Origin of the sequence: Streptomyces candidus (genome assembly GCF_014207445.1) — a bacterium.
Taxonomy (GTDB): Bacteria; Actinomycetota; Actinomycetes; order Streptomycetales; family Streptomycetaceae; genus Streptomyces; species Streptomyces candidus.
The window spans coordinates 61,103-86,118 of the sequence record NZ_JACHEM010000008.1 but is presented as its reverse complement, the minus strand read 5'-3'; the positions used below and the strand labels follow the sequence as shown (position 1 = coordinate 86,118).

At 72.7% G+C, this 25,016-nt stretch carries 18 protein-coding genes; 1 reads left to right on the top strand and 17 read right to left on the bottom strand.

Features of this window, described 5'->3' with window-relative positions; translation table 11 throughout:
• Nucleotides 1-217: 217 nt before the first annotated feature.
• The 9 genes from HNQ79_RS16585 to HNQ79_RS16545 all read right to left on the bottom strand — a co-directional run bounded on the left by HNQ79_RS16585 (nt 218) and on the right by HNQ79_RS16545 (nt 12,955).
• Complete coding sequence (locus HNQ79_RS16585) at nt 218-2,521, bottom strand: xanthine dehydrogenase family protein molybdopterin-binding subunit (RefSeq protein ID WP_185031744.1); 2,304 nt, start codon at nt 2,519-2,521, stop codon at nt 218-220.
• The gene (locus tag HNQ79_RS16580) at nt 2,518-5,331 is read right to left on the bottom strand and encodes a 2Fe-2S iron-sulfur cluster-binding protein (RefSeq protein WP_185031742.1); all 2,814 of its coding nucleotides are present in this window, start codon (nt 5,329-5,331) and stop codon (nt 2,518-2,520) included. Before HNQ79_RS16580 ends, HNQ79_RS16585 begins: the two co-directional genes overlap by 4 nt.
• Nucleotides 5,328-6,221, bottom strand: a complete 894-nt coding sequence (locus tag HNQ79_RS16575; protein WP_185031740.1) for an FAD binding domain-containing protein — start codon at nt 6,219-6,221, stop codon at nt 5,328-5,330. The genes HNQ79_RS16580 and HNQ79_RS16575 overlap by 4 nt, the downstream gene beginning before the upstream one ends.
• Nucleotides 6,222-6,672: 451 nt before the next feature.
• The gene (locus tag HNQ79_RS16570; RefSeq protein ID WP_185031737.1) at nt 6,673-8,322 is read right to left on the bottom strand and encodes a beta-N-acetylhexosaminidase; all 1,650 of its coding nucleotides are present in this window, start codon (nt 8,320-8,322) and stop codon (nt 6,673-6,675) included.
• Nucleotides 8,323-8,326: 4 nt separating this feature from the next.
• On the bottom strand, nt 8,327-9,214 hold the full coding sequence (locus HNQ79_RS16565) for a carbohydrate ABC transporter permease (RefSeq protein WP_373312389.1): 888 nt from the start codon (nt 9,212-9,214) through the stop codon (nt 8,327-8,329).
• The gene (locus tag HNQ79_RS16560; RefSeq protein ID WP_373312387.1) at nt 9,211-10,185 is read right to left on the bottom strand and encodes a carbohydrate ABC transporter permease; all 975 of its coding nucleotides are present in this window, start codon (nt 10,183-10,185) and stop codon (nt 9,211-9,213) included. The genes HNQ79_RS16565 and HNQ79_RS16560 overlap by 4 nt, the downstream gene beginning before the upstream one ends.
• A 232-nt stretch (nt 10,186-10,417) precedes the next feature.
• The gene (locus HNQ79_RS16555) at nt 10,418-11,728 is read right to left on the bottom strand and encodes an extracellular solute-binding protein (protein ID WP_185031736.1); all 1,311 of its coding nucleotides are present in this window, start codon (nt 11,726-11,728) and stop codon (nt 10,418-10,420) included.
• Nucleotides 11,729-12,018: 290 nt separating this feature from the next.
• Complete coding sequence (locus HNQ79_RS16550; RefSeq protein ID WP_185031735.1) at nt 12,019-12,318, bottom strand: DUF3039 domain-containing protein; 300 nt, start codon at nt 12,316-12,318, stop codon at nt 12,019-12,021.
• A 40-nt stretch (nt 12,319-12,358) separates the two neighbouring features.
• A complete protein-coding gene (locus HNQ79_RS16545) occupies nt 12,359-12,955 on the bottom strand; it encodes a YqgE/AlgH family protein (RefSeq protein ID WP_185031734.1) in 597 nt (198 codons plus the stop codon).
• A 263-nt stretch (nt 12,956-13,218) separates the two neighbouring features.
• On the opposite strand from HNQ79_RS16545, the gene murA reads away from it, so the two are divergent.
• Nucleotides 13,219-14,559 (top strand): UDP-N-acetylglucosamine 1-carboxyvinyltransferase, encoded by a 1,341-nt coding sequence (gene murA, locus HNQ79_RS16540; protein WP_185031733.1) that lies wholly within the window; start codon nt 13,219-13,221, stop codon nt 14,557-14,559.
• An 80-nt stretch (nt 14,560-14,639) separates the two neighbouring features.
• Here murA and HNQ79_RS33800 read toward each other — a convergent pair whose 3' ends face one another.
• The 8 genes from HNQ79_RS33800 to HNQ79_RS16500 form a co-directional block, all read right to left on the bottom strand.
• Complete coding sequence (locus HNQ79_RS33800) at nt 14,640-15,482, bottom strand: hypothetical protein (protein WP_229923116.1); 843 nt, start codon at nt 15,480-15,482, stop codon at nt 14,640-14,642.
• Between the two features lie 1,472 nt (nt 15,483-16,954).
• Nucleotides 16,955-17,236: an HU family DNA-binding protein gene (locus HNQ79_RS16530; protein WP_003954777.1), complete on the bottom strand. Its 282-nt coding sequence runs from the start codon at nt 17,234-17,236 to the stop codon at nt 16,955-16,957.
• A 385-nt stretch (nt 17,237-17,621) separates the two neighbouring features.
• Nucleotides 17,622-19,055, bottom strand: coding sequence for an NAD-dependent malic enzyme (locus HNQ79_RS16525; protein WP_185031731.1), 1,434 nt, complete (start codon nt 19,053-19,055; stop codon nt 17,622-17,624).
• A gap of 404 nt (nt 19,056-19,459) precedes the next feature.
• Nucleotides 19,460-21,838 (bottom strand): HelD family protein, encoded by a 2,379-nt coding sequence (locus HNQ79_RS16520; RefSeq protein WP_185031729.1) that lies wholly within the window; start codon nt 21,836-21,838, stop codon nt 19,460-19,462.
• 61 nt (nt 21,839-21,899) lie between these two features.
• Nucleotides 21,900-22,688 carry an anti-sigma factor family protein gene (locus HNQ79_RS16515; RefSeq protein WP_308437310.1) on the bottom strand — a complete coding sequence of 263 codons (789 nt, stop codon included), beginning with the start codon at nt 22,686-22,688 and terminating at the stop codon, nt 21,900-21,902.
• Nucleotides 22,685-23,272, bottom strand: a complete 588-nt coding sequence (locus tag HNQ79_RS16510; RefSeq protein WP_185031726.1) for a sigma-70 family RNA polymerase sigma factor — start codon at nt 23,270-23,272, stop codon at nt 22,685-22,687. Before HNQ79_RS16510 ends, HNQ79_RS16515 begins: the two co-directional genes overlap by 4 nt.
• Before the next feature lie 176 nt (nt 23,273-23,448).
• On the bottom strand, nt 23,449-24,033 hold the full coding sequence (locus HNQ79_RS16505) for a CGNR zinc finger domain-containing protein (RefSeq protein ID WP_185031724.1): 585 nt from the start codon (nt 24,031-24,033) through the stop codon (nt 23,449-23,451).
• Between the two features lie 292 nt (nt 24,034-24,325).
• Nucleotides 24,326-24,889, bottom strand: a complete 564-nt coding sequence (locus HNQ79_RS16500; RefSeq protein ID WP_185031722.1) for a GNAT family N-acetyltransferase — start codon at nt 24,887-24,889, stop codon at nt 24,326-24,328.
• Nucleotides 24,890-25,016 lie beyond the last annotated feature (127 nt).

Genomic DNA, 25,016 nt, shown 5'->3' with positions numbered 1-25,016 from the left:
CGCTCCCGGGAATCGCGCTCCCGGGACAGCTCCGTGCGGCCCGCGGACCCTGCCGACACCCCTGTGACGCGCCTCGTGTTCTCCGTGATGTTCCGCGTGCTCCGCCAGGTACACCAGGCCCCGGAACGGATCTGGTACGGCCGCGCCGACGGCCTCGGGGCCAGCCCGCCGCCCCCCGGGCGGGGAGACTAGCTGTCCCTACGGAGCGCTCCGTACGTCAGGGGTTGCTGACGGCCGCCTGTGGTCGGATGGGCAGCCGGTTGACCGGACGTCCGGTGGCGGCCCGCACTGCCGAGGCCACCGCCGCCGGCGACGTGACGACCGGTACCGCGCTCGCCGCCTTCGCACCGAAGGGGGCGACCACGTCGCGCTCCTCCACCAGCTTGACGATGCGGATGTCGGGGGCGTCCAGCGCCGTCGGCAGGGCGTAGTGCGTCAGGTTGGGGTGGCGGACCAGACCGCGCGGGGTGCGCAGGTTCTCCGTGAGAGCCGCCCCGACGCCCTGGGTGACACCCGCCTCGATGCGGGCGGCGAGCTGGGCCGGGTTGAGGACGCGGCCGACGTCCTGGGCGACAGCCATTTCCACGACCCGGATGGAACCCAGTTCGATGTCGACGTCGACCACCGCACGGACCGCGCAGAAGGCGAGTCCCACGAAGGCGTCGCCCTGCCCGGTCTCGTCCAGGGGCTCGGTCGGGTGCGGGCGGCACTGCGCGGTGGCCCACAGTTCCTTGCCGTCCAGCGCTTCGGTGACCGTGGTGCTCAGGACGCCGTCGTAGGAAGTGATCTTGCCGTCGGCGATGGAGAGCAGTTCGGTGGACATGCCGAACTTGTGGGCCAACGGCTGGAGAAGCTGGGTGCGGACCATTTTCGCGGCCCGTTCGACCGCGCCGCCCGAGACCCAGGTGTGACGACCGTGGGTGGCCGCACCGGCGGGCGGCTGGTCGGTGTCGACCGCGGCGACGTGCACCTCGTCGATACCGAGGGTCTCCTGGACGATCTGGCGGGCGAGCGTCGAGAATCCCTGGCCGGTCTCAACCGCCGCGCAGATGACCGTGGCGACGCCGTCGTGGACCTTCACCGTGGCGGTGGACACCTCGTCGGTGCCTTCCGCACCGAGCATGTGCACCATGCCCAGGGCGTAGCCGACGCCCCGGCGCACCGCGCTGGGCTCGCCGGCGCCCTCCGGGCCGCCGGGCAGCAGCCAGCCCTCTTCCGGCGAGTCCTTCGGAAGCGTGGGAAGGGGGAAGTCCCGCACCGCGCGCAGGAGTTCGGCGACCGGTGCCGGGCAGGTGACGGTCTGGCCGGTGGGCAGCAGGTCACCGGTGGCCAGCACGTTGCGCATGCGCAACTCGGCGGGTTCCAGGCCGAGTTTGGCGGCCAGTTTGTCCATCTGCCCCTCGTAGGCAGCGCACACCTGGAGGGCGCCTTCGCCTCGGACGTGTCCGGAAGGGGGGTTGTTGGTGCGGACCGCCCAGCCCTCGATGAAGGCGTGCGGGACGACGTAGGGGCCGCACGCGAAGGAGACGGCGGCGGCGAGCGACTCGGACGAGTCGTCGGCGTAGGCGCCGGCGTCGAGAAGGATCTGGGCCTCGACCTTGACCAGGCGGCCCTCGGCGTCCGCGTGGTGGCGGTAGCGCAGCAGCGTGGGGTGGCGGTGGGCGTGCCCGAGGAAGGACTCCTCGCGGTTCGCGGCGAGCTTGACCGGGCAGCCGGTGCGCAGGGCCAGGAGACCGAGCGGGAGTTGGAAGCCCGCGTCCTCGCGGTCACCCATGGCGCCGGGCACGCCGGTGACGACGACCTTCACGCGTTCACGTTCCAGACCGAGGCTGGCAGCGGCCAGGTCGCGGTCGGTGTGCGGGTCCGTGGAAGCGGTGTAGATCTCGACGCCGCCGTCCGGGCGGGGCACGGCGAGGCCCGCTTCGGCTCCGATGGGGGCCGGGTCCTGGCGGCCGATCCGGTACAGGCCCTCGACGACGACCTCGCCGGTGACGTCGGGGTCGCCGAAGCTGAGCGGGATGTGCCGGATCAGGTTGCCGTCGGGGTGGAGGGGTTCCGCGGCGAAGGCCTGCTCCGGGTCGGTGACCGGTTCGAGGACCTCGTACTCGACGGTGATCGCGGCGGTGGCCAGCCGGGCGGTGTCCGGGTGATCGGCTGCCACTGCGGCGACCGGTTCGCCGTGGTGGCGCACCAGGCCCGAGGCGAACACCGGACGGTCGACGACTTTGCGGCCGTAGTTCGGGTCGCCGGGGACGTCGGCATGGGTGACGACGGCCCGCACGCCCGGCATGGCCTCCGCGGCGCTGGTGTCGATGGAGACGATCCGGGCGTGGGCGTGTGGGGAGCGCAGGATGGCGGCCCACAGGAGGCCTTCGGCCCAGAGATCGGCGGCGTAGGGGAAGGTGCCCTCGGTCTTGGCGCGGGTGTCGGCTGCGGGGAGTGAAGCGCCGAGGCCGTGGGCGGGCTGCTCCTGCTCCGTGCCGCCGACCGCTGCGGCGGCGGTGGCCGCGTCGTTGCTCACGCCATGCCTCCGTCGTGCGGGTGGTGGGGGGTGTGCTGGGCGCCGCCCGCGCCGGGGGGTGCCTGGTGCGGGATACGGGCCTCGTCGTGCGGAACGTGATGGGCGGTCGTGGCGTCGGCGGCGGCCTCGCGTTCGGCGACGACCTCGCGGACGGCTGCGAGTACGCCGTGGTAGCCGGAGCAGCGGCAGAGGTTGCCGCACAGGGCCTGCCGGGTCTCCAGCTCGGACGGCGCGTGGTTGCCTTCGAGGAGGTCATGGACGGTCATCGCCATACCGGGGATGCAGAAGCCGCACTGGACGGCTCCGCAGCCCGCGAGGGCGCGCTGCACGTCCGAGGGCTCCCCGTCGGTAGCGAGGCCCTCGACCGTACGGACCTCGGACCCTGCGGTGGTCGCGGCGGGAACCAGGCAGGAGGCGACGAGTCGGCCGTCGACCTGGACTGCACAGGCTCCGCATTCGCCCTGCGAGCAGCCGTCCTTGGCGCCGGCGAGGCCGAGGCGCTCGCGCAGGACGTAGAGGAGCGACTCTCCGATCCAGGCCTCGGTGACCGGCCGGTCGGCGCCGTTGACCCGCAACACGTAGGAGGCGTGCGGGTGTTCGCTCGGCTCGTCGCGGTACGGCGGAGGCTCGTGGGGAGCGGCGTACGACGGTTCGATGTCGGCCACGGCACCGGCAGCGGCCACGCCTCCGGCACCGGCACCGGCCACAACTACGGCTTCGGGGTGGAGTCCGTGCCCTTGGTCGGCTCCGTGCTCAGGTTCGAGTTCGTGTGCCGGGTCGAGTTCTTGGCCCGGGCCGGTGCCGGGGGCCGCGTCGGTATCCGGGACCCGGTCGGTGCCGGGGCCCGGGTGCGAGGCGGTGTGCGGGTCCGGGTCCGGGTGCGTGTCGGCGTCGTCGCCGCCGTCAGCTCCGTGCGTGCCGCCGACGAGCGGACCGGTCGCGGCGGCCTGGCCGGTGGAGGGCTCGGGTACGTCGGCTCGGACATCGGCCCGGACCTCGGCGGGCGGGGCAGCGGCCGCGCCGTCGGCCGGCCCTGCGGTCCCGGCTTCGTCTGACGGATTGCCGACGGGCCGGACGCCGTCGGCCGGGGCACCGGGGGACGGGTTCCCCGCGGTCGGGGTGCCGGAAACCGACGCTTCGGTGGTCGGGGCGCCATCGGGCCCGCCGTCGGCGGCCTGGGGCGCTTCGGGGTGGAGGCCGCCGACCCGCGGTGCCTCGGGGCGGAACCCGGTGGGCGGGGCCGCCGCCGTCGGGGCTTCGTCGTCGCGGGCAGCAGGGATGCCGGGCGCCTCGTCCCGGTCGCCGTCCGTTTCCGGGGCGGGGGGGGCGCTCACGTCTTCGTCGGCGTCCACGGCCGCAGCTGCCGCGGGATTCGGCTCCGGGGCGGAATCCGTGCCGGGCCCCGGTGCGCCGGCCGGGTCCTGGTACGAGCCGTCGCCCTCCGCGAAGGCAGGCCCACCCTGGCGGGGGATGCCGTTCTCCGCCCCGCCCGGGTGGGAGCCGTCACCCGACGCCAAGGCTGCCCCGCCCTGGCGGGGGCTGCCGTCGTGCGCCGGAGGTTCGACGCCGACCTCCGCAACGGGAGACGGGTGCGCGCCGCCGTCCTCGGACGGGCCGGGCTGCGGCCGCTGAGACTCAGCGCCGTCGGTGGAGTCGGTATCCATCGGCGCGGCGCCGGTGGTTACCGCGTCGCTGGACGGCGCGTCGTTGGACGAGGCGCCGGGGGCCTCTGTGGGGGCCGTGGGCTGCTCGGGCGGGAGGGCCCAGGGGGCGGAAGCGCCGCCCGGCAGGGTCGTCGGAGTTCCCGGGGCGTGCCAGGGTGCGGCCGTAGCGACGGGGAACTCACCGGAGTCGTCCGGGGACTCGTCCTCGGCGGCCGGGATCGTCCACTGCCCGGTGAGCTGGTGGGCGTGAGCGGAATCCTGCGAGGACGTGGTGGCGGCATCGGACGCGGAGGGGGCAGCGCCGAAGGCATCGGTGAAGTTCCACTGGCTCGTGGTACCCGCGTCGTGCCCTGCGACCGGCCATCCCGACGAGGACTGCTGCGGCTCGTAGGGCTGGTGCTGCTCGTGCGGCTGCTGCGCTGTTGGCTGCGGTCCGTGGCGGGGGAAGTCGTGCTGCTGCGACCCGTGCTGCGGGCCCTCGTGGGGCTGCGGCTGGTACGGCAGGGGCTGGTAGGGCTGCGGGGCCGTGTGGAGGTGAACGTTCCAGGTCCCGGTCTCCAGCGGAGCCGTGATGTGCGGGGGGACGTAGTCGTGGCCGGGGGCGGCGAGCGGGTCGCCGGTGCCGGAGAGGTCCAGGCCCTCGGGCAGCTGGACGAACGCCGTGGCGTCGGCGTCGTATTCACCGCTCTGCGGCGTCGGCCGCCAGCCGGACGGCCCGAGTCCGGAAGCCGGGCCGTACGCGGAGGGGTGGGCCGGGCCGGGGCCATGGCTGGAAGTGTGGTGGGACGCGGGGGCGCCGAAGACGGTGCCCTCGAGATGGCCGGTTTGACCGTGGTGGTCCGGGTGGCCGGACTGACCCGAGTGGCCGAAGGGGTCGGGGTGGCCGGTCTGGTCCGAGTGACCGAAGTGACCTGAATGACCTGAGGCGCCCGAGTAGTCCGCCGGCTCCGAGGGGCCGGCGGGACCGCCCTGATCCGGGCGGCGCACGCCCTCGGGGCCGACCGCGCCTCCAGGACCGCTGTCGCTGTCGGGCCCGACGGTGTCGTTGGAACCAACCGCGTTGCCGGAGCCGACCGCGCCGTCGGAATCAACCGTGTTGTCAGGGCCACCCGTGTTGTCGGTGTTGTCCATGGTGGGGTCCGTCACGACAGCGCCCTCCCCAGTGCTCGTCGGGCCAGCGCGGCGACCGTGCGCCGCAGGTGCAGTACGCCGGGGGCCAGCGCCGGGGCCTCCCCCCCGTCGTCGGGCCGGGGCGGGTCCGGGATGCAGGCGGCGGCGACGTACTCGCCGAAGGCCTCGCAGGCCTCCGGGGCGAGCCGGCGCTCTCCGTCCCAGTCGACCAGCGACGCGATCCAGGCCTCGGCCTCCAGCGGTCGCAGCGGCATCTGCGCGATCGCCCCCACCGCGCAGCGCACCGCACGCCGGGCCGGGTCCAGGACGAGGGCGACGGAGGCCGTGGCGCGGCCGGGCCCGGTGCGGCCGGTGGCCTTGAAGAAGACCTGCGGGGCGTGCAGCAGCGGGGCGCGGACGAAGGCGATGAGTTCGCCGGGCTCCAGCATCGCGCGGCCCGCGAGGAGGTGGGAGACCGGAATGTCGCGCTGCCCGCCGGGCCCGGCGACGACGAGGGTGGCTTCTAGGGCGGCCAGGACCGGCAGGGAGTCGCCGGTGGGGGCCGCGGTGACGATGTTGCCGCCGAGGGTTCCCGCGTTGCGGATCTGGGGCGGGCCGGCCGCGCGGGAGGCCGCGGCCAGGGCGGGGATGAGCGCCGCGAAGTCGGGGCGGCCCATCCGGGCGTGGGTGAGGCCGGCGCCGAGCAGGGCGTGACCGTCCTGGTACTGCCATCCACGGATCTCGCTGATCCGGCCGAGGCCGACGAGTCCGGCGGGCCTGAGGTGCCCGGAGTTCACGGCGGCCATCAAGTCGGTGCCGCCCGCGACGGGCACGGCGGCGGGCATGGCGGTCAGTGCCGCCACGGCCTCCTCCAGCGAGGCAGGCAGCGTCACGGCCTGCGCCGCCTGCGTTGCGTGCGTGGTCAACCCAGCTGCCCCTTCCCGGCGTCCCGCCCTGTTGCGCCGTACGCTACGTGCTCCCGGCCCGGACGTGGCAACTCTGGCACATCTTCGGATCCGCCCGACGCGAGGGTCCGCACCGGGACTTCCCGCTCCGGCCCGGAGGCATGAACCCACTTTCGGACTTCCTCCACGATGGGCAGCAAATGACCGGATTGCAGGCCTTTGAGTCCTTGCGACGCTGCGCGCCGACCAGGTGGTTGCTCGTGGCCGAGCGGCCCGGTCGAGGATGTTGTCCAACTTTGCACAGGACGAGGCGGCGGGGTGTGCCGGGTCGGCCACCGGCAGCCGCACCGAACCGGCATATCCCGTACATCCGGCACAGTTCCACCCGGAAAGCCCCTCCCGTCCGCCCCCGTCCGAACCGGCCCGGGGGCCGGTCACGAGCCGGGACGGCGACCCCATGTCACCGCGCGACTCACACGTTTGGGGGCAATCCCTCGATCGGGCGTCCGATCACTCCGGGTCGCCGCTGCCGCGGCAACGGGCCGCCGGGCGGCCGGTAGTCGACGCCGAGTGCGTCAAGTCGGCGGTAGTGGGACGTCATTCGGGAGGCGAAGGAGCCGAAGTCCCGTTCGGCGGGGGCGGCCAGCGTCGACCAGGCGACCTCGGCGAAGGCGGCGAGGCGCGGGAAGACCTGGTAGTCGACGCGGTCACGGTTCTCCATGACCTCGGTCCATACGTTCGCCTGGGTGCCCAGCACGTGCCGGGATTCCGCTTCCGTCAGTTCCGCGGGCACCGGTTCGAAGCGGTAGACGTCCTCCAGCGTGCGGACGTAGCCGATGGGCACCGGTTCGTCGGGGCCGCCGTGCTGACGGTGATCCAGGTACACCTGCTGCTCGGGGCACATGACGACGTCGTGGCCCGCCCGGGCGGCGGCGATGCCGCCCGCGTAGCCCCGCCAGGAGGACACGGCGGCGCCGGGTGCGAGGCCGCCCTCCAGGATCTCGTCCCAGCCGATCAGGCGCCGTCCCCGTTCGCCGAGCCAGGTGTCGAAGTGCCGGACGAACCAGGCCTGGAGCTCGTCCTCGCCCGACAGGCCGAGTTCGGCGATACGGGCCTGCGCGGCCGCGGACTGCTTCCACTGGTCCTTGGGGGCCTCGTCGCCGCCGATGTGCACGAAGCGGGACGGGAAGAGGTCGAGGACCTCCTCGAAGACCCCTTCGTAGAAGCGCAGGACGTGCTCGGCCGGGGCGAGGATGTTCGGGTTGACGCCCCAGGTGTCCCACACGCCGAGGGTGGCGGTGTCGACGACGTCGGTGTTGCCGAGTTCGGGGTACGCGGCGATGGCGGCCTGCGAGTGGCCGGGAATGTCGATCTCGGGGACGACGGTGATGTGCCGGGCAGTGGCGTACGCGACGATCTCGCGGATGTCGTCCTGGGTGTAGAAGCCGCCGTGCGGGGTGTCGTTCCACCGGTCGGACGCCCGATGGCCCCACTTGGTGCGCGGGCGCCAGGAGCCGATACCGGTGAGCCGGGGGTGGCGCTTGATCTCGATGCGCCAGCCCTGGTCGTCGGTGAGGTGGAAGTGGAAGACGTTCAGCTTGTGGGCGGCGAGCAGGTCGAGGTAGCGCAGGACGTCGGCCTTGGGCAGGAAGTGCCGGGCCACGTCGAGCATGAGGCCGCGCCAGCCGAAGCGGGGCGCGTCCTGGATCCGTACGGCGGGCAGCCGCCAGGTCCTCCCCGGCAGCGGCGCGTCGCGGTAGGCGTCGGGCCCGAGCAGTTGCCGCAGGGTTTGCACGCCCCAGAACACGCCGGCGGGCCCCCCGCCGACGACGTGCACGCCGGGCTCGTCGCCCGGCGCGGGCACGACGTCCAGCCGATACCCCTCCTCGCCGAGGTCCTCGGTCGCCGCGGGGTCCACGGAGAGCCGTACGGCGCCTGCGGCAGGGGTCCCGGCGGGCGGAAACGACAGGCCGGTGGCCGCCCCCAGCGTGCCGCGCAGCCAGTGCGCCGCCCGCTCGGTGCCGTCGCCCACCACGAGTCCGGTGGCGGCCCCGAGTTCCACGAACTCGCCGCCGTCGCCGTCGTGGCGGCTCACGTGCCGGGGTGCGGGAATCAGGTCCATGGGATCAGTCCTTGACCGCTCCGCCCAGTCCCGAGACCAGGCGTCGCTGTACGAGTACGAAGAACACCAGCACCGGAAGAGTCATCACCGTCGAGGCGGCCATGATCCCGCCCCAGTCGTTCTCGTCCGGTTTGAAGAAGACCAGCAGCGCCATGGGCAGCGTCGACTGGGAGATGTCGCTGATGATGAAGGTCTTCGCGAAGAGGAAGTCGTTCCAGGTCGAGATGAACGAGAAGACGCTCGTCGCGACCAGCCCCGGGAAGACCAGCGGGAAGAGGATCTGCCACAGGAAGCGGGTGCGTGACGCCCCGTCGATGCAGGCGGCCTCCTCCAGCGCCTCCGGGACGGCTTTCACGAACCCCCGCAGCATCCACACCGCGAAAGGCAGGGAGAAGGCGAGGTGCGGGAGGATCAGCGAGCCCAGCGTGTTGAGCTGGCCGAAGTCCCGCATCAGGAAGAACAGCGGAATCGTCAGCGCCTCCACCGGCACCATCTGCGCCACCAGGAACATGATCAGCAGCGTGGTGCGGAACTTGAACCGGAAGCGGGTCACCGCCGTCGCGGCGAGGAACGCAATCAGCGCGGACGCCACGACCACGGTCCCCGCCACCAGAAGGCTGTTGAGGAAGTAGCGCCCGAAGTCCTGCTGTTCGAAGACCCGCCGGAAGGAGTCGAGCGAGGGGGACAGCGTCCACGGCCTGGCGTCCGTCGACTGCACCTCCCCTGCCGGCTTGAAGGCGGACAGCACCATCCAGTACAGCGGGAAGGCGACCACGACCGCGACCAGCAGCGCCGACGCCTCCGCCGCCAGCCGCCACGGCCGCCGCACCCGGAGGCGCCCTGCCCGTGGCAGCGGGGAACGTACGCGCTCCGTCGTTCCGAGTGTGCTCACAGCTCTTCCCCCTGACGTCGCATCAACCGCAGGTACACGAGCGTCACCGCCAGCAGGATGAGCAGCATCACCACGCCGATCGCCGCACCGAGGCTGTACTGCGAGGAAGCGAAGGCCTGTTGGTAGGCGTACACGTTCAGCACCAGGTTCTGTCCGGCGATCCCGCCGCCGCCCGTCATGACGTAGATCTGGGTGAAGACCTTGAAGTCCCAGATGATCGACTGGATGGTGACGACGATCAGGATGGGCCGCAGCATCGGTGCCATGACCGACCGCCAGATCCGCCACTGCGAGGCCCCGTCCAGTGAGGCCGCCTCCAGCACCTCGCCCGGGATGGCCCGGATCCCGGCGTACACCGTGACCATCACGAACGGGAAGGAGCACCACACCACTTCCAGGAGTACGAGCGCGAACGCGCTGTAGCGGCCGTACGTCCAGGAGAAGTCGCCCAGCCCCAGCAGCCGGTTGACCGGCCCGTAGTCCGGGTCGAAGAGGAACACCCAGACGGTCGACCCGGTGATCGCGGGCGTCGCCCACGCACCGAGCGCCGCCATCATCAGCGCGAGCCGCGGCAGCGCCCGTATCCGCGTCAGGAGTACGGCCAGGGCGCAGCCGACCGCCAGCGTCGTGACGACGCACGCCGCGGCGAAGCAGACCGTGGCGCCCAGCACCTGCCAGAACTGCGGGTCGCCGAAGAGCGTCGCGTAGTTGCCCAGCCCTTGGAAGCTGGTGGGTTCACCACCGCTGACCTGGGCCTGGGTGTACTCCAGGAAGGAGATGAGGCCGAGTTGGTAGATGGGGTAGAGGAGCAGCGCGGCAAGGACGACGAGGGCGGGGGCGAGGTAGAGCCAGGGCGTCCAGCCGGCCCGGGAGCGCGGGGCGACACCCCGGCGACGCGCCGGCTGCCTCCCCGTGGCGGGCCGCTGCGCGCGGGGCGGCGCCGCACGGGTCTTCAGGGGTACGGAGCTCACGCCGCCTCCCCGGCGGGGGCGGGCACGGGCACGCGACGGGACGGGGACGGGCGGCCGGAGTCGGGCACGCGGCCGAATACGGGCGTGCGACCGGGGTTGGGCACGCGGGCCGGGCCGGGCACCCGGCCAGGCGCAGGCACGAGGCAAGGCACGGGCACTCGGCCGAGCACGCGCAGGCGGCCCGGTGCGGGCACGCGGCGCAGCGGCGGACAGGCGGGTGCGGGCAGGTGGCTCACTTCCCGAACGCCTCGTCCATCTTCTTCGCCGCCTCGTCGGACGCCGCCGCCACGTCCTTCTTGCCGCTGACGATCTGCTGGAACATCGTCGGCAGCACCAGCGAGGCGTCGATCTTGCCCCAGCCGGGCGACGCGGGAACGAACTCGGTGCCCGAGGCGAGCGTCTTCACGAACGGTTCGACGAAGGGTTCCTTCTTGGCGGCCGCGGCCCGCACGTCGCCGTACGTCGGCAGAAAGCCCATCGCGTCGAAGAGTTCGCCCTGCGTCTTCTTGGCCGTCAGCGACTTCATCAGTTCCACGGCGAGCGTGCGGCGCGGCGTGCTCTTCAGTACGCCGATGTTGTTGCCGCCCGCGAAGGCCGGTGCCACCGAGCCCTTCGCCACGCCGGGCAGCGGCACCACCGCGTACTTGCCCTTGACCTTGCCCGCCTCGACGGCCGCGTGGCTGAAGTCGCCGCCGATCGCCATCGCCGCCTTGCCGGACGCGAAAGCCGTGACGGTGTCGTTGCCGCCCATCTTGGCGCACTTCTGCGCGGGGCAGTTGTCGTCGCCGAACAGCGAGGTGTACGCGGCGATGCCCTTGCGGGAGGCCTCGGTGTTGATGGCGGACTTGTACGAGGAGCCGCCGCCGGTGGCGAGTTCGCCGCCGTGCGCCCACACGAAGGGCATCGCCCCGTAGGTGTAGGCGCCGCCCACGGCGAGTCCGTACAGGTCCGGCTTCGCCTTGCGCACGGCCTTCGCCGCCGCGATCAGTTCCGCCTGCGACGTGGGCACTTGGACCCCGGCGTCCTTCAGTACGTCCGTGCGGTAGTACAGCGCGCGCACGCCGACGAAGAACGGGGCCCCGTACACCTTGCCGTCGACCGTGACGGACTGCTTGGCCGTCGGGTCGGTGTCCTTCGCCTCGTTCCACGCCGCGAACTCCGCGCTGACGTCGGCGAGTCCGCCGTCCTTGACGTAGCCGGCGGTGTCGGTGTTGCCGTACTCGATCAGGTCGGGGGCGCTCGACGGGTCGTTGAACGCGGCCTTGATGCGCTGCGCCCTGGTGTCGACGGGTATGTACTCGACCTCGACCTTCGCACCCGCGTGGGCCTTCTCGAAGGCGGCGACGGCCCGGTCGACAACCTGCTCCTTGGGCTTGTTGGCCACTTCCTGGAAAAGCCACACCCGCAGCGTGCCGCTCTTCTCGTCGCCCTTGGCACCCCCGCCCCCGCCGGAGGTCTGCGGAGCGCACGAGGCGACGGCGAGGGAGGCGAACACCAGGGCCGTCACGGGCAGTCGGGTCCGAGCGAGGGCGGTGCGCTTCATGTACGGGTACCCCTGTCGAGTCAGTGCCGTTGCAACACGCGCAACGAACGTTTCGTACTGCACAACACAACAGGCAGGAGACTAGAGCCGCGCCCGCACCCGAACAAGACCCGGACGGGTCCGAAACGCGAAAGGGCCCCGCGGCACGCCGGAAACGCACCACGGGGCCCACCGCCCCGGAATCGCCCTCGCAAGGCCCTCCCGCGCGGCCGTCCACGCGAAACGGCCCCCGCGACACGCCGAAGCGCACCGCGGGGGCCGTCGCCGGACCACCCGTCAAAGGCGGAGAACTACTTCTTGTCGCCCTTGCCGTCCTTACCGCCCTTGCCACCCTTGTCGCCAAGGGATTCGAAGATCTCCTTGCACATCGGGCAGACCGGGTACTTCTTCGGGTCGCGCCCCGGCACCCACACCTTGCCGCAGAGCGCCACAACGGGAGTGCCCTCCAGGGCACTCGCCATGATCTTGTCCTTCTGGACGTAATGGGCGTACCGCTCGTGGTCCCCGTCGCCTCGCGACGTCTGAGGAACCGGCTCTACAAGTGTCCCCGTACCTGCCCCGCGCTCGGGCTCGGGCTCAAGAGTGCTCATACGAGCCAAGGGTACAAGGGACGTACGCCGACGACCTCGCCTAGTTCAGCGAAGGATCGTCCGGATAAGTCGCGATCATCGCCAGCCCGCTCCGCTGCCTGCGCAGCACCGCCCGCCACAGCCCTTCCGGCTCGGGCGAGGACACGTCCCCGGGCTCAGAATCCACGGCGTACCAGGCCCCTTCGCCCAGTTCCTCCTCCAGTTGCCCGGGGCCCCACCCGGCGTATCCGGCGAAGATCCGCAGCGAGCCGAGGGCCGCCGCCAGCAGTTCGGGCGGCGCGTCCAGGTCCACCAGCCCGATCGACCCGTGCACTCTCCGCCATCCGACGGGCTCCGCCCCGCCCGCGCCCGTCCGGGACCCGGGCGGCCGGCAGGCCCCCGGGACCACCGCCACGCCCAGCGCCGAGTCCTGCGCGACCGGCCCGCCCCGGAAGACCACCCCGGGCGCGCCCGCCAGGTCCGCCCACGGGGCGAGGATCCGGTCGACGCCGACCGCGGTGGGCCGGTTGAGCACCACGCCGAGCGAACCGGCCTCGTCGTGGTCGATGACCAGCACCACGGCCCGGTCGAAGTTCGGGTCCGCGAGTGCCGGCGTGGCGACCAGCAGCCGCCCTGTGAGCGAGGACACCTCCGTCATGCGCGACATGATCCCGCAGTTCCGTACCCGGCGGCGAGTGGGCAGGGGCGGGAAAAGGCCCCCAGCTCAGGGCGCACGGCAGCAGCGGGAGCGCGCAGAACACCACAGAAACTGACGGTAACGCTCCGCTTATACGCGCCGACCAGAGCGTGTTGTGGCGAATTCTGAACGTACGTCCACCGCGTTCTCACTTACGGAACGGGGGTACCTGCCCCTTACCCTTTCCCTTGCCCCCTGTCCGACGATTCCGGAACGCGAGATACATGACCGGCACAGACGATGTACTGCTTGTCCACGGCGGCACCCCGCTGGAGGGCGAGATCCGCGTTCGCGGCGCCAAGAACCTCGTCCCCAAGGCGATGGTCGCGGCCCTCCTCGGCAGCGGTCCGAGCAGACTGCGCAATGTGCCCGACATCCGCGACGTGCGCGTCGTACGCGGGCTCCTGCAACTGCACGGGGTGACCGTCCGTCCCGGCGACGAGCCGGGCGAGCTGATCCTCGACCCCTCGCACGTCGAGTCCGCGAACGTCGCCGACATCGACGCGCACGCGGGGTCCTCCCGCATCCCGATCCTCTTCTGCGGCCCGCTGCTGCACCGCCTCGGGCACGCCTTCATCCCCGGCCTCGGCGGCTGCGACATCGGTGGCCGCCCCATCGACTTCCACTTCGAGGTGCTGCGCAAGTTCGGCGCGACCATCGAGAAGCGCGAGGACGGCCAGTACCTGGAGGCCCCTCAGCGGCTGCGCGGCTGCAAGATCCGTCTGCCGTACCCCTCGGTCGGCTCCACCGAACAGGTGCTGCTCACCGCCGTCCTCGCCGAGGGCGTCACCGAGCTGTCCAACGCGGCCGTCGAGCCGGAGATCGAAGACCTGATCTGCGTCCTGCAGAAAATGGGCGCGATCATCTCCATGGACACCGACCGCACGATCCGCGTCACCGGCGTCGACCGGCTCGACGGCTACACGCACCGCGCGCTCCCGGACCGCCTCGAAGCGGCCTCCTGGGCCTCGGCCGCGCTCGCCACCGAGGGCAACATCTACGTGCGCGGCGCCCAGCAGCGCTCGATGATGACCTTCCTCAACACCTACCGCAAGGTCGGCGGCGCCTTCGAGATCGACGACGAGGGCATCCGGTTCTGGCACCCGGGCGGCGCGCTGAAGTCCATCGCCCTGGAGACGGACGTCCACCCCGGCTTCCAGACCGACTGGCAGCAGCCGCTGGTCGTCGCCCTCACCCAGGCGACGGGCCTGTCCATCGTCCACGAGACGGTGTACGAGTCGCGCCTCGGCTTCACCTCCGCGCTGAACCAGATGGGCGCGCAGATCCAGCTCTACCGCGAGTGCCTGGGCGGCTCCGACTGCCGGTTCGGCCAGCGCAACTTCCTGCACTCGGCCGTCGTTTCGGGCCCGACCAAGCTTGAGGGCGCCGACCTGGTCATCCCCGACCTGCGCGGCGGCTTCTCGTACCTGATCGCGGCTCTGGCCGCCCAGGGCACGAGCCGGGTGCACGGCATCGACCTGATCAACCGGGGCTACGAGAACTTCATGGAGAAGCTGGAGAAGCTCGGTGCGAAGGTCGAGCTGCCGGGCGGCGCGCTCGTCTGACCGCCGCCCCTCCCCCATGGCCCGCATGTCGCCGGGGGCGGTCACCGCACTTTCCGGTGGCCGCCCCCGGCGTCGCCGTGTCAGGGCACCCGCCCCGCTCCGGTCCCCGTCGGCCCGGGAAGCTCCGGCAGCCCCGGGAAGGTCCGCGGGGTGACGTAGGTGCACAGCGTGTAGGTGTATCCGGGCCTGACCTGCGACTCGGTGCTCGCCTCGCGGGTCACCGGCCGGCCCTGCGACTTGGACGCGAAGTAGTACGTCCCCGCGGGCAGCGACAGCGTGCGCTTCGGGTAGTTCCTGCTGCTGTCCTTGCAGGTGTTCCTGCTCGGCGTGCCACGCGGGTACGGTGCGCAGCCGGCGCACGCGGGGAGCGTGAAGGTCCCGGTGACCGGGCCCGTGTACAGCACGACGGTCTCGCGGGACGAGTCGTTGGACACGACGTAGGACATCCGCCCGCCGCCCGGTGTCCCGGTCGCGGGCAGTGCGCGCCCGGCACCCGGCTGGGCGGTCGCGATCTCCGCGGCGACGGCGACGGAACGGGCGCGCGCCGCGTTCCCGTTGCCGCCGTACCTGGCGGCGAAGGCGGACAGGGTCGCGCGCGCCTCGCCGAACTTCTTGTCGCGGAACTGGTCGAGACCGCAGGAGTACGTCCCGTTCTCGACCGCCGTGCCGGTCTCCGTGCGCAGTCCCTCGGCGTCCGCGCCGTCCCACGCCCCGACGGTGTCGCCGATCCGGCCGAGCTCGGCGACCGCCGGGCAGGGGTCCTCGCCGCCGAGCGCCTGCCGGTGCGCGCCGACCCTGGTGCGGATCGCGGGCACGACCCGCGAGGCCTGTTCGGAGTCGGGGAACGTCCTGCGCAGTTCGGCCAGTTCGCCGCCGGTGCCCGCCGAACCGCCCTGCGCCGTGCCGAGCTTGCCCAATCGCACTCGTAGAGCGACGTCGCCAGCGGCGCGTCCGGCCAGCCGGCCAGCTTGGCCGGCAGCGTCCCGCCGACCTTGTCCGGCACCGTCCGCAGGTACTGCAACGGCCGTACCGAGGCGCAGTATTCACGCTTGGCGTACGGGGCGGCCACCGCCCGGTAGAACGCGTCGAGCCGGTCCGGGACCAGTTTGGCGGCACGCGACCCGCCGTGCTCCGCGGCGAGCTGGCGGTACGCGCCCAGGGCTCTGCCGTAGCGCTCCTCGTCCTGGCTCCCGTACGACGTGCCGTCGGCCGGGAGCACCAGCGCGTCGGCCGCCGCGAGCCGGGCGAGCAGCATCTCCTCGACGGCCTCGGCCTGCGCCCCGCGGTACAGCACGACCCCGCTCGCGGGCACGGCCAGCAGGGCCACGCCCGCCACCACGGCGACGGCCGGCCGCACCGCGAGGGCCGTGCGGGCACGCAGTCCTCTCCGCGCCCCGTCGGCGGCGGCGAGCAGGAGCAGCACGGCGTAGCAGGCGACCGCCCAGCCGGGTACGCCGCGCACGTCGGCGGGCAGCGCGAGGGCGAGCAGTGCGGCGGTCGCGGCGACGCACACGGCGGCCCCGGCCCACTGGCGCAGCAGTACGTACCCGAGCCCCAGCCCGGACAGGTTCAGCAGTCCGGCGGCGACCGCCCGGCCAGGATCCGCCTCGGGCGGCGGCCCGGCGGTGGGTGGCCGTCCGGGAGGCGGCGGAGCCCCGTACGCCCCGTACGGCGGCGCACCCGTCCCCGGCGCGGTGTGCCCGCCGTGTCCCGATGTCGGCGCCGCGGGAGGTGCGGAGGGCGGCGGCCCGAAATCGAGCGGCGGGACCACGGCAGCCGGAGGAGTTGTGGGCGGCGGCGGGGTGTGGGGAGGCGGCGGCGGTCCTGGGGCGTCCGACGGCTGTTGCCGCCCCCTCTCGGCACCGGACGGCTCCTGCGCTGCGTCTCTTCGGTCGTCCGTTCCCATGCTGCCCCCCGGCCACTCCAGCACGCCCGTCCCCGCCGGTGCGTCCGTCCCGCTCGGAACGTCCCGGCCGGGTGCGGCCCGTCCCCACCTACGATCCGACACCCCGTCAGGGCCGTCAACGCCCGTGACCGCGTGCGCCACGGCGGCATCGCCGTTGATGCGGCCCGCACGCCTCCGGTGTCCCTGCGGCACCGGAGGCCCCAGGGGCCCGTTCCGCCGGTGTCGCCCCGCGGCTCTGACGGCCCCTCTGACGAGCCCGGAGCCCTCTCGGTCGCCCGAGGGGCCCCGCGGCCCGTGCGCGCGGCTTGTACGGCCGTACGGAGGTGATCACTCCGGTTCCGGACGGGAAGCCTCCGGCCCGTACCGGGAGGGATCGCGGGTTCCGGGGCGCAAAAGCCCCGGGACATGCCACAGGGGGCGGCCGCCCGGCGTGTTCCGGACGGTCGCCCCCTGTGGTTCCACCGAGGCACCTGAACGCCTCGGCGGGTGTTACTTGCCCTTGGCGGCTTCCTTGAGCTTGGAGCCCGCGGAGACCTTCACGCTGTAGCCGGCCGGGATCTGGATCGGGTCGCCGGTCTGCGGGTTACGAGCGGTACGAGCGGCACGGTGGGTGCGCTCGAAGGTCAGGAAGCCGGGGATGGTGACCTTCTCGTCGCCCTTGGCGACGATCTCGCCGACGGTCTCGGCGAGCGCGGCCAGCACGGCGTCGGCGTCCTTGCGGGTCACCTCGGCGCGGTCGGCCAGGGCGGCCACCAGCTCACTGCGGTTCATGTTGTTACTCCCGTGTTCTTCTTGCCTGTGAGGCGTGCCACGCGGCGGAGCCGCATGTTGGGCACAGCGAAGCCGATGCTGCCAGGGCTCTAGGACAGTCCCCGGACCCGGGTCTGGTGTCAGACCCTCGCGCCCGGTTACGCATCCTGCCCCCACCAGCGGCGGGAAAGCCAATCCGGCACCCGCCGGAGTCACCCGAAGGCCACTTGGAAGGCCCCTGGAGAGCGCCACTGCCTCGCCTGTGGTGGCGCTCCGTCGACTCGCTGTGTCGGACTGTTCACGGGCCGCAGCTGACCGGCGCCCCGGGGGCGCCGGGGGCTGCCGACTCATTGCCCGCCACCCTAGATGTGCCCCGGATACGCCGCGAACCGCGACGCGCCGTGCGTCAGACGGACGTGGAACCCGTCACAGTCGTCCCGGCGGCCTTCGCGGCGGTGCGCACGGCGTCCGCGACGGCTCCGGCGACCTTGTCGTTGAAGACCGAGGGGACGATGTAGTTCGGGTTCAGCTCGTCCTCGGAGACGACGTTCGCGAGGGCCGTCGCGGCGGCCAGCATCATCTCCGTGTTGACGGTGCGGGACTGCGCGTCGAGCAGGCCGCGGAAGACGCCGGGGAAGACCAGCACGTTGTTGATCTGGTTCGGGAAGTCGGAGCGGCCGGTGGCCACGACCGCCGCCGTCTGACGGGCGACCGACGGCTCGACCTCGGGGTCGGGGTTCGCGAGCGCGAACACGATCGCGCCGTCCGCCATGGCCGCCACGTCGTCCCCGTTCAGGACGTTCGGAGCGGACACGCCGATGAAGACGTCCGCACCGACGACAGCCTGCTTGAGGGTGCCCGTCATCCCTTCGGGGTTGGTGTTGTCGGCGATCCAGCGCAGCGGGGACTCGGGGTCGGCGGCCACCAGGTCCTCGCGGCCGGCGTGCACCACGCCCTGGATGTCGGCGACGACGGCGTGCTTGACGCCCGCGGCGATCAGCAGCTTGAGGATGGCCGTACCGGCCGCGCCGGCGCCGGACATGACCACCCGCACGTCACCGACGGACTTGCCCACCACCCGCAGCGCGTTCGTCAGCGCGGCGAGCACCACGATGGCCGTGCCGTGCTGGTCGTCGTGGAAGACCGGAATGTCCAGCGCCTCGCGCAGCCGGGCCTCGATCTCGAAGCAGCGGGGCGCGGAGATGTCCTCCAGGTTGATGCCCGCGAAGCCGGGGGCGATGGCCTTGACGACCTCGACGATGGCGTCGGTGTCCTGGGTGTCCAGGCAGATCGGCCAGGCGTCGATGTCGGCGAACCGCTTGAACAGGGCCGCCTTGCCCTCCATGACCGGCATGGCCGCCATCGGGCCGATGTTGCCGAGGCCGAGCACCGCGGAGCCGTCGGTGACGACCGCGACGGTGTTGCGCTTGATGGTGAGGCGGCGCGCGTCCTCGGGGTTCTCCGCGATGGCCGTGCAGACGCGGGCGACGCCCGGGGTGTAGATCATCGAGAGGTCGTCGCGGTTGCGGATGGGATGCTTGGACGACATCTCGATCTTGCCGCCGAGGTGCATCAGGAAGGTACGGTCGCTGACCTTCCCGAGCACGACTCCGTCGACGCCGCGCAGCTTCTCGACGATCTCGTCCGCGTGCGAGGTCGAGGAGGCGGCGATCGTGACGTCGATCCGCAGCTTCTCGTGCCCGGATGCGGTGACGTCGAGGCCGGTCACGGAGCCGCCGGAGGCTTCGACGGCCGAGGTGAGCTGGCTGACCGAGGTCCCGCTGGCGGGGACCTCCAGTCGGACCGTCATCGAGTACGAGACGCTGGGCGCCGTTGCCATGGCCGACTTCCTCTGCTTTCACTGGCTTCTTTGCTGCCCCGCCGTGGCCGACAGGCCCGCGGGGCAGTCCGATCGTCGCACCTACCGGCGGGTAGCAGGTAATAAGAGCCCCGCTTTTGGAAACTCTTTTCCACCATACGAGAAACCCATGGTGGAGCGGTAGCCCCGCGGAGGCCCAAACGAACAGGTCCGGAGCGCTGGGGGAGCGCTCCGGACCTGTTCGTCTTCACGTGTGGGCGACACCGGCCCGCCATGCTCGCCTCGCGGCAAGTGGTCGCTCGAAGCGACTAAGGTTGGGCCCGGGGGCTTGGATCGAGCCGGTGTCACGTTCGAGCCTAACAAACCCTCCACGGAAGTGCCCGTACTCCCTTGAAGTGACATCCGTGCGGGGAGTTGACCCGGCTTCAGTCCCGCAGCAGCGCCGGGACCCCCTGTCCGTCCGGGTCGTCCCGCTTGCCCGACACCACCGTGAGCTGCTGCGTCGCCCGCGTCAGCGCCACGTACAGCACCCGCAGTCCCGCCGGTGACTCCTCGGCGATCTCCGCCGGGGAGACGACGACCGTCGCGTCGTACTCCAGCCCCTTGGCCTCCAGGCTGCCGAGCGCCACCACCCGGTCCCCCAGCTCCGCGAGCCAGCGCGCGGCCTGAGCGCGGCGGTTCATGGCGACGACGACGCCGACGGTGCCGTCCACCCGCTCCAGGAGCCGCCGGGCCTCCTCGCGTACGGAGGACTCCAGGTCCCCGGCAGTCACGAAGCGGGGCACCACGCCCGTCGACCGCACCGCCCGCGGCGACCGCATCCCGGGAGCGGCCAGGGCCAGCACCTTGGCGGCGAGCTCGGCGATCTCGGCGGGGTTGCGGTAGTTGACCGTCAGCTCGAACTTGCGGCGGGGGCGGGAGCCCAGCGCCTCGTTGCGTGCCTCGGCGGCCTCCTCGGGGTCCGTCCAGGAGGACTGGGCGGCGTCGCCGACGATCGTCCAGGTGGCGGTGCGTCCGCGTCGGCCGACCATCCGCCACTGCATGGGCGTGAGGTCCTGCGCCTCGTCGACGATGACGTGCGCGTACTCGGTGCGCTCCGCCGCCAGCCGTTCCGCGCGCTCCCACTGGGTCTCCTCGCGCTGCGGCATCAGCTCTTCGAGCCCGGTCAGGGCGTCCAGCGGGTCGTACTCGCGCTTCTTCTTGGGGCGGGCGGGTGTGCCCAGCAGGAGCTGGAGTTCGTCGAGCAGGGCCACGTCGTGGACGGACAGCTCCTCGCGCCCCAGGGAGCGGGCCAGCTGGCGCACCTCGCGCGGGGTCAGGATGCGCCGTGCCCAGCGTCCCAGGCGCTTCTCGTCACCCATCGCGGCGAGGACGCCCCGCGGCGTCAGCTCGGGCCACCAGGCGTTCAGGAAGGCCAGGAAGGAGTCCTCGGAGGAGACGTCCTCGTCGAAGGAGGAGCGCAGCTCGGCGGCGAGTTCCGGGTCGGTGTGCCGGCCCCGGCCGCCGGACTTCGACCAGAGGGCGTCCAGCAGGAGCTTGCGGGCGCGCGGGCGCAGCAGGTTGACGGGGGCGGTGCCGCTGAGGGCGTTCTCCCGGATGCGCTGGAGCTCGGCGGCCTCCAGCTCCAGGCGGGAGCCGAAGGCGACGACGCGCAGCATGTCGGTGCGGACGGCGGGCCGGGCGCCGGGCTCGTCTCCGGGCTCGTCGAAGTCGTCGAAGTCCCCGAAGGACAGCTGCCCCTCCTCCTGCGCCACAGCCGTCACGGGTGCCTCCAGGGCCCCCCGGGCGGCCTTGCGCAGCACCTTGAGCATCCGCGAGGAGCCCTTGATGCGGGCGATGTGCGGTTCGTCGTACGAGGTGGCCTCGGCGCCGTCGACCAGCGAGCCCAGCGCACGGATCGCCACCTGGCCCTCCTCGCCGAGCGAGGGCAGCACGCCCTCGGTGTACGAGACGAGCAGCGGCGTCGGCGAGACGATCAGGATGCCGCCCGCGTACCGCCGCCGGTCCTGGTAGAGCAGGTAGGCGGCGCGGTGCAGGGCGACGGCGGTCTTGCCGGTGCCGGGGCCGCCCGCGACCTCGGTGACGGAGGCGGCGGGCGCCCGGATCACCATGTCCTGCTCAGCCTGGATGGAGGAGACGATGTCGCGCATGGTGTGGCTGCGGGCCTGCCCGAGGGCGGCCATCAGCGCGCCGTCGCCGATCACGGCGAGCTTCTCGCCGTCGAGGTGCGCGGTCAGCTCGGGCCGCATCAGGTCGTCCTCGACGCCCAGCACCTGTCTGCCCTTGGACCGGATGACCCGGCGTCGCACGACCCGGCCCGGGTCCTTGGGCGTGGAGCGGTAGAACGGCGCGGCGGCCGGGGCGCGCCAGTCGATGACCAGCGGGGCGTAGTCGGAGTCGAGCACGCCGATCCGGCCGATGTGCAGCGTCTCGCCGATCTCGGCGACCGGGGCGCCCTCCGCGTCCTCCCGTACGGCGTCGTCGGCGGGCTCCACGGAGGTGAACGCGCCGTCCGGGCCCTTCTTGCCGTCCTTGCCGTGCAGCAGGTCGATCCGGCCGAAGAGGAAGTCCTCGAACTCGTTGTTGAGACGGTTGAGGTGCACCCCCGCCCGGAAGACCTGCGCGTCGCGCTCGGCGAGCGCGCCGGGCGTACCGACCTGACCCCGCTTGGCGGCGTCGTTCATCAGGAACTCGGCCTCGTGGATCTTCTCCTCAAGACGGCGGTACACCTGATCCAGATGATCCTGTTCCACGCCGATTTCCCGGTCGCGGACCGAATCGACAGCGGCATCCTGCGCGGCCACCGAGGCCCCCTTCTGACGTGCACTGGGCAGCCGTCAACCGTACGCGAAGGGGGCGGCTATGTCAGGCGTCGACTTTCACCAGCGGTTTGCCGTCGAATGTCCGGACCTCGAACCTGTCGATGTCGCCGCGGTCCATCGCGGCGCCGCCGTGGACGTACAGCGGCTTCCTGGCTCCGCTGTGGGTGCTGCCTGGGATTCCGTACCCCCACTTCGGGACCGTCCAGCTGGTCACGACCTCCTCGTCGCCGTTCTTGGCGACGGCGATCAGGCTGCACTTCAGCGGGCCCCTGACGTTCCTCAGTTCCAGGACGGCGTGGGTGCCCCAGCCCTTGGCCTCCGTGCCGACCGCGGCGCCGACCCCGGTCGCCGGGTCGGTGGCCTCCGTTTTCCTGGTCATGTGGTGGAAGAAGGCGTCCTCGGCGGGGCTGGTGGGGCGGGGTGCGGGGAGGGCGCGGGCGGGCGGTGCGGCGCCGTCGTGCGCCGCCGCGACGACGGCCGCGCCGGAGCCGCCGATCACCACCGCCGCGGCGGCCGCGGCCAGGCGCAGACCGCGTCGCCTGCGGCGGGCGGCCCGGTCGCGCTGGGCGGCCACCTCGTCGACGAGCCCCGCGAGCAGCGCAGGTCCGGGCTTCGTCAGCGCCCGCGGCGGGCCCGGCGGTTCGGCGAGGGCGGCCAGTACGGACGCCATGCCGGCCAGGTCGTCGAGCTGGGCGGCGCAGTAGCCGCAGCCCGCGAGGTGGGTCTCGAAGGCGGCGGCCTCGTACTCGTCCAGAACGCCGAGCGAGTAGGCGGCGACGGCGTCGTGGACGGACTCCCCCTCGGGGACGTTCATGCCGTCACTCCTGCTCATGCCGTCACTCCTCGTTCCTCGAGCGCCAGCTTCATCGAGCGCAGTGCGTAGAAGACCCGGGACCGCACCGTCCCGCTGGGTACGCCGAGCACCTCGGCCGCCTCGCCGACCGTACGTCCTCTGAAGTAGGTCTCGACGAGCGCTTCCCGGTGCGCCGGGGTCAGGTCGTCCAGTGCATCGCTGAGGGTCATCAGCCACAACGCCTTGTCGATCTCGTCCTCCGCGGGCATGACCTCCAGCGGCGACGGTTCGACTTCCTGCGGCCGGGCCTGCCGGCTGCGGTGGTTGTCGATGACGATGCGACGGGCGACCGTCACCAGCCAGGGTCGGACGGAGCCGGTGGCCCGGTTGAGCGAACCGGCGTTCTTCCAGGCACGGATGAGCGTCTCCTGCACGACGTCCTCGGCGCGCTGGCGGTCACCGGCGACCAGCCGCAGCACGAAGGCGAGCAGCGGGCCCGCGTGCTCGCGGTACAGGGCCCGCATCAACTCCTCCTCCTTCGAGGGGGTTTGGGACGAACCTCGCGTGCTGCGATGCCGGGCCCTGGGCGGACGGTCATCGGCCACGGCGGCATCCTCGCGCACGGTGAACCTCCCGGTCGAGACCTTCGCGGTCTTCCTCGACCTCCCATACGCGGCGGCGGGTGCACACGACTCAGCGGGGGCGCAAGATTCTTTCCGTACGAGGTGTACGCACGCCTCGCGCGCCCGCCGCGAGCGGGTCTCCGCACCTGGTCCCGTACGCCTGTCCGGTGCCTCCGTCAGGGCTGTGCCGCCACGGCCGCGCGCCGACGGTGCCTGGCCACGCGTTCGCGGTTGCCGCACACCTCGCTGGAGCACCAGCGGCGACGGCGTCCGCGGGACGAATCGAGGTACAGGCGGCCGCAGTTGTCGCCCTCGCAGCGGCGCAGGGCGGCGCGGGCGGCGGAATCGGTCAGCAGGCTCACGGCGTCCCGGGCGACGGCGGCGAGGAGTTGCTCGCAGCGGGGCTCGCCGACCAGGACGCAGGTCAGCGAACCGTCGGGCGCGCGGACGGCGCGGGGCGCGGGCGGGGCGGCGGCGGCGAGCGCGTTCACCTGTTCCAGAGCGCCGTCCGGGCAGCGCTCCGTCTCCGTCAACTCGCGTACGCCCTCACGGAGTCGGCAGAAGCGCACCACCCATTCGGCGTCGACGCCCCGCAGCGGGGTGCCGGCCGGGGCCAGCCCCGCGCCGGTCAGCCACCCGACCAGCCGGGCCGGGCCGGTCAGCCGCTCCTCACCTCCGGTGCGCGTCGCGAGCAGGTCCAGGCAGACCCGCCCGGAGTCGAACCACCAGGTGTACGTGCCGCCCACACCGCCCGCGCCCATGCCGATGCCCTCCGGAATCGCCCTGCCCCCAGAGTGCCCGCCCCCACCCCATCCCGTAACCCCTCCACCCCCCGCCAGACCCCCGTAGCCTCCTCGGACGACGAGGCCACCCCTACGCCAGCCCCTCGGGCGGCAAGGCCACCCCTACGCCAGCCTCCTCGGGCGGCGGGGCCGCCCCCCGGGGGCGGAACGGGCGGGCAAGGGGGCGGACCCACCGGACGGTGCTCCCCCGGCCCTACGCCCCGCCACCCGCACCCCGCACACCGCACCCGCACCCGCACCCGCACCCGCCCTACTCCCCCGCACCCCCCACCAGCCCCTCCCCTTCGAAAAGCACCCGCTGGAACACCCGGTGGTCCCGCCACTCCCCGTCGATGTGCAGGTACCGCCCCGCCACCCCGATCTCCTCGAACCCGCTCTTCTCCAGCACCCGCTGCGAGGCCGCGTTGGTCAGCAGCGTGGCCGCCTCGATCCGGTGCAGCCCCGTCTCCTCCCGGGCCGCGTCGCAGACCCGCCGGACGGCGGCCGTCGCGAGACCGCGCCCCGTGCAGGATCCGTCGACCCAGTAGCCCAGGTTCGCGCTGCGGAACGGGCCGAGCACCACGTTGGTCAGGGTGAACGCGCCGACCAGGAGCCCCCGTTCGGCGTCCACGAGGACCCACGGCACCGCCCGCCCCGCGTCCCGGTCCGCGAGCAGGGACCCCAGACGGCGCGCCTGGCCCTCCTCGGTGAAGAAGGACTCGGGGCGTCGCGGCTCCCACGGCCGCAGGTGGTCGCGATTGCGCCGGAACGCCGCGGCGAGGGCGGGTACGTCGGCGGCGGTCGGGGTGCGCATCTCGATGCCGGCGGGGATCATCCCCGTACCGTACGAGAAACGCCCGTTCGCCCCGGATCCGGGGCGAACGGGCGTTTGCGCGTTGCCGGGGCCGACAGGCACCGCGGGTGCCCCGGGGACGTTGCGTTCCCGAGGTTCCCGCGAGCGC

What these genes read in the sequence shown, in the direction of transcription:
- murA (WP_185031733.1), top strand. Translation starts at nt 13,219, where the DNA reads ATGACCGGCACAGACGATGTACTGCTTGTCCACGGCGGCACCCCGCTG.
- HNQ79_RS16500 (WP_185031722.1), bottom strand. Translation starts at nt 24,889, where the DNA reads ATGATCCCCGCCGGCATCGAGATGCGCACCCCGACCGCCGCCGACGTA.
- HNQ79_RS16570 (WP_185031737.1), bottom strand. Translation starts at nt 8,322, where the DNA reads ATGGACCTGATTCCCGCACCCCGGCACGTGAGCCGCCACGACGGCGAC.
- HNQ79_RS16505 (WP_185031724.1), bottom strand. Translation starts at nt 24,033, where the DNA reads ATGGGCGCGGGCGGTGTGGGCGGCACGTACACCTGGTGGTTCGACTCC.
- HNQ79_RS16525 (WP_185031731.1), bottom strand. Translation starts at nt 19,055, where the DNA reads ATGGCAACGGCGCCCAGCGTCTCGTACTCGATGACGGTCCGACTGGAG.
- HNQ79_RS16545 (WP_185031734.1), bottom strand. Translation starts at nt 12,955, where the DNA reads ATGACGGAGGTGTCCTCGCTCACAGGGCGGCTGCTGGTCGCCACGCCG.
- HNQ79_RS16550 (WP_185031735.1), bottom strand. Translation starts at nt 12,318, where the DNA reads ATGAGCACTCTTGAGCCCGAGCCCGAGCGCGGGGCAGGTACGGGGACA.
- HNQ79_RS16530 (WP_003954777.1), bottom strand. Translation starts at nt 17,236, where the DNA reads ATGAACCGCAGTGAGCTGGTGGCCGCCCTGGCCGACCGCGCCGAGGTG.
- HNQ79_RS16515 (WP_308437310.1), bottom strand. Translation starts at nt 22,688, where the DNA reads ATGAGCAGGAGTGACGGCATGAACGTCCCCGAGGGGGAGTCCGTCCAC.
- HNQ79_RS16555 (WP_185031736.1), bottom strand. Translation starts at nt 11,728, where the DNA reads ATGAAGCGCACCGCCCTCGCTCGGACCCGACTGCCCGTGACGGCCCTG.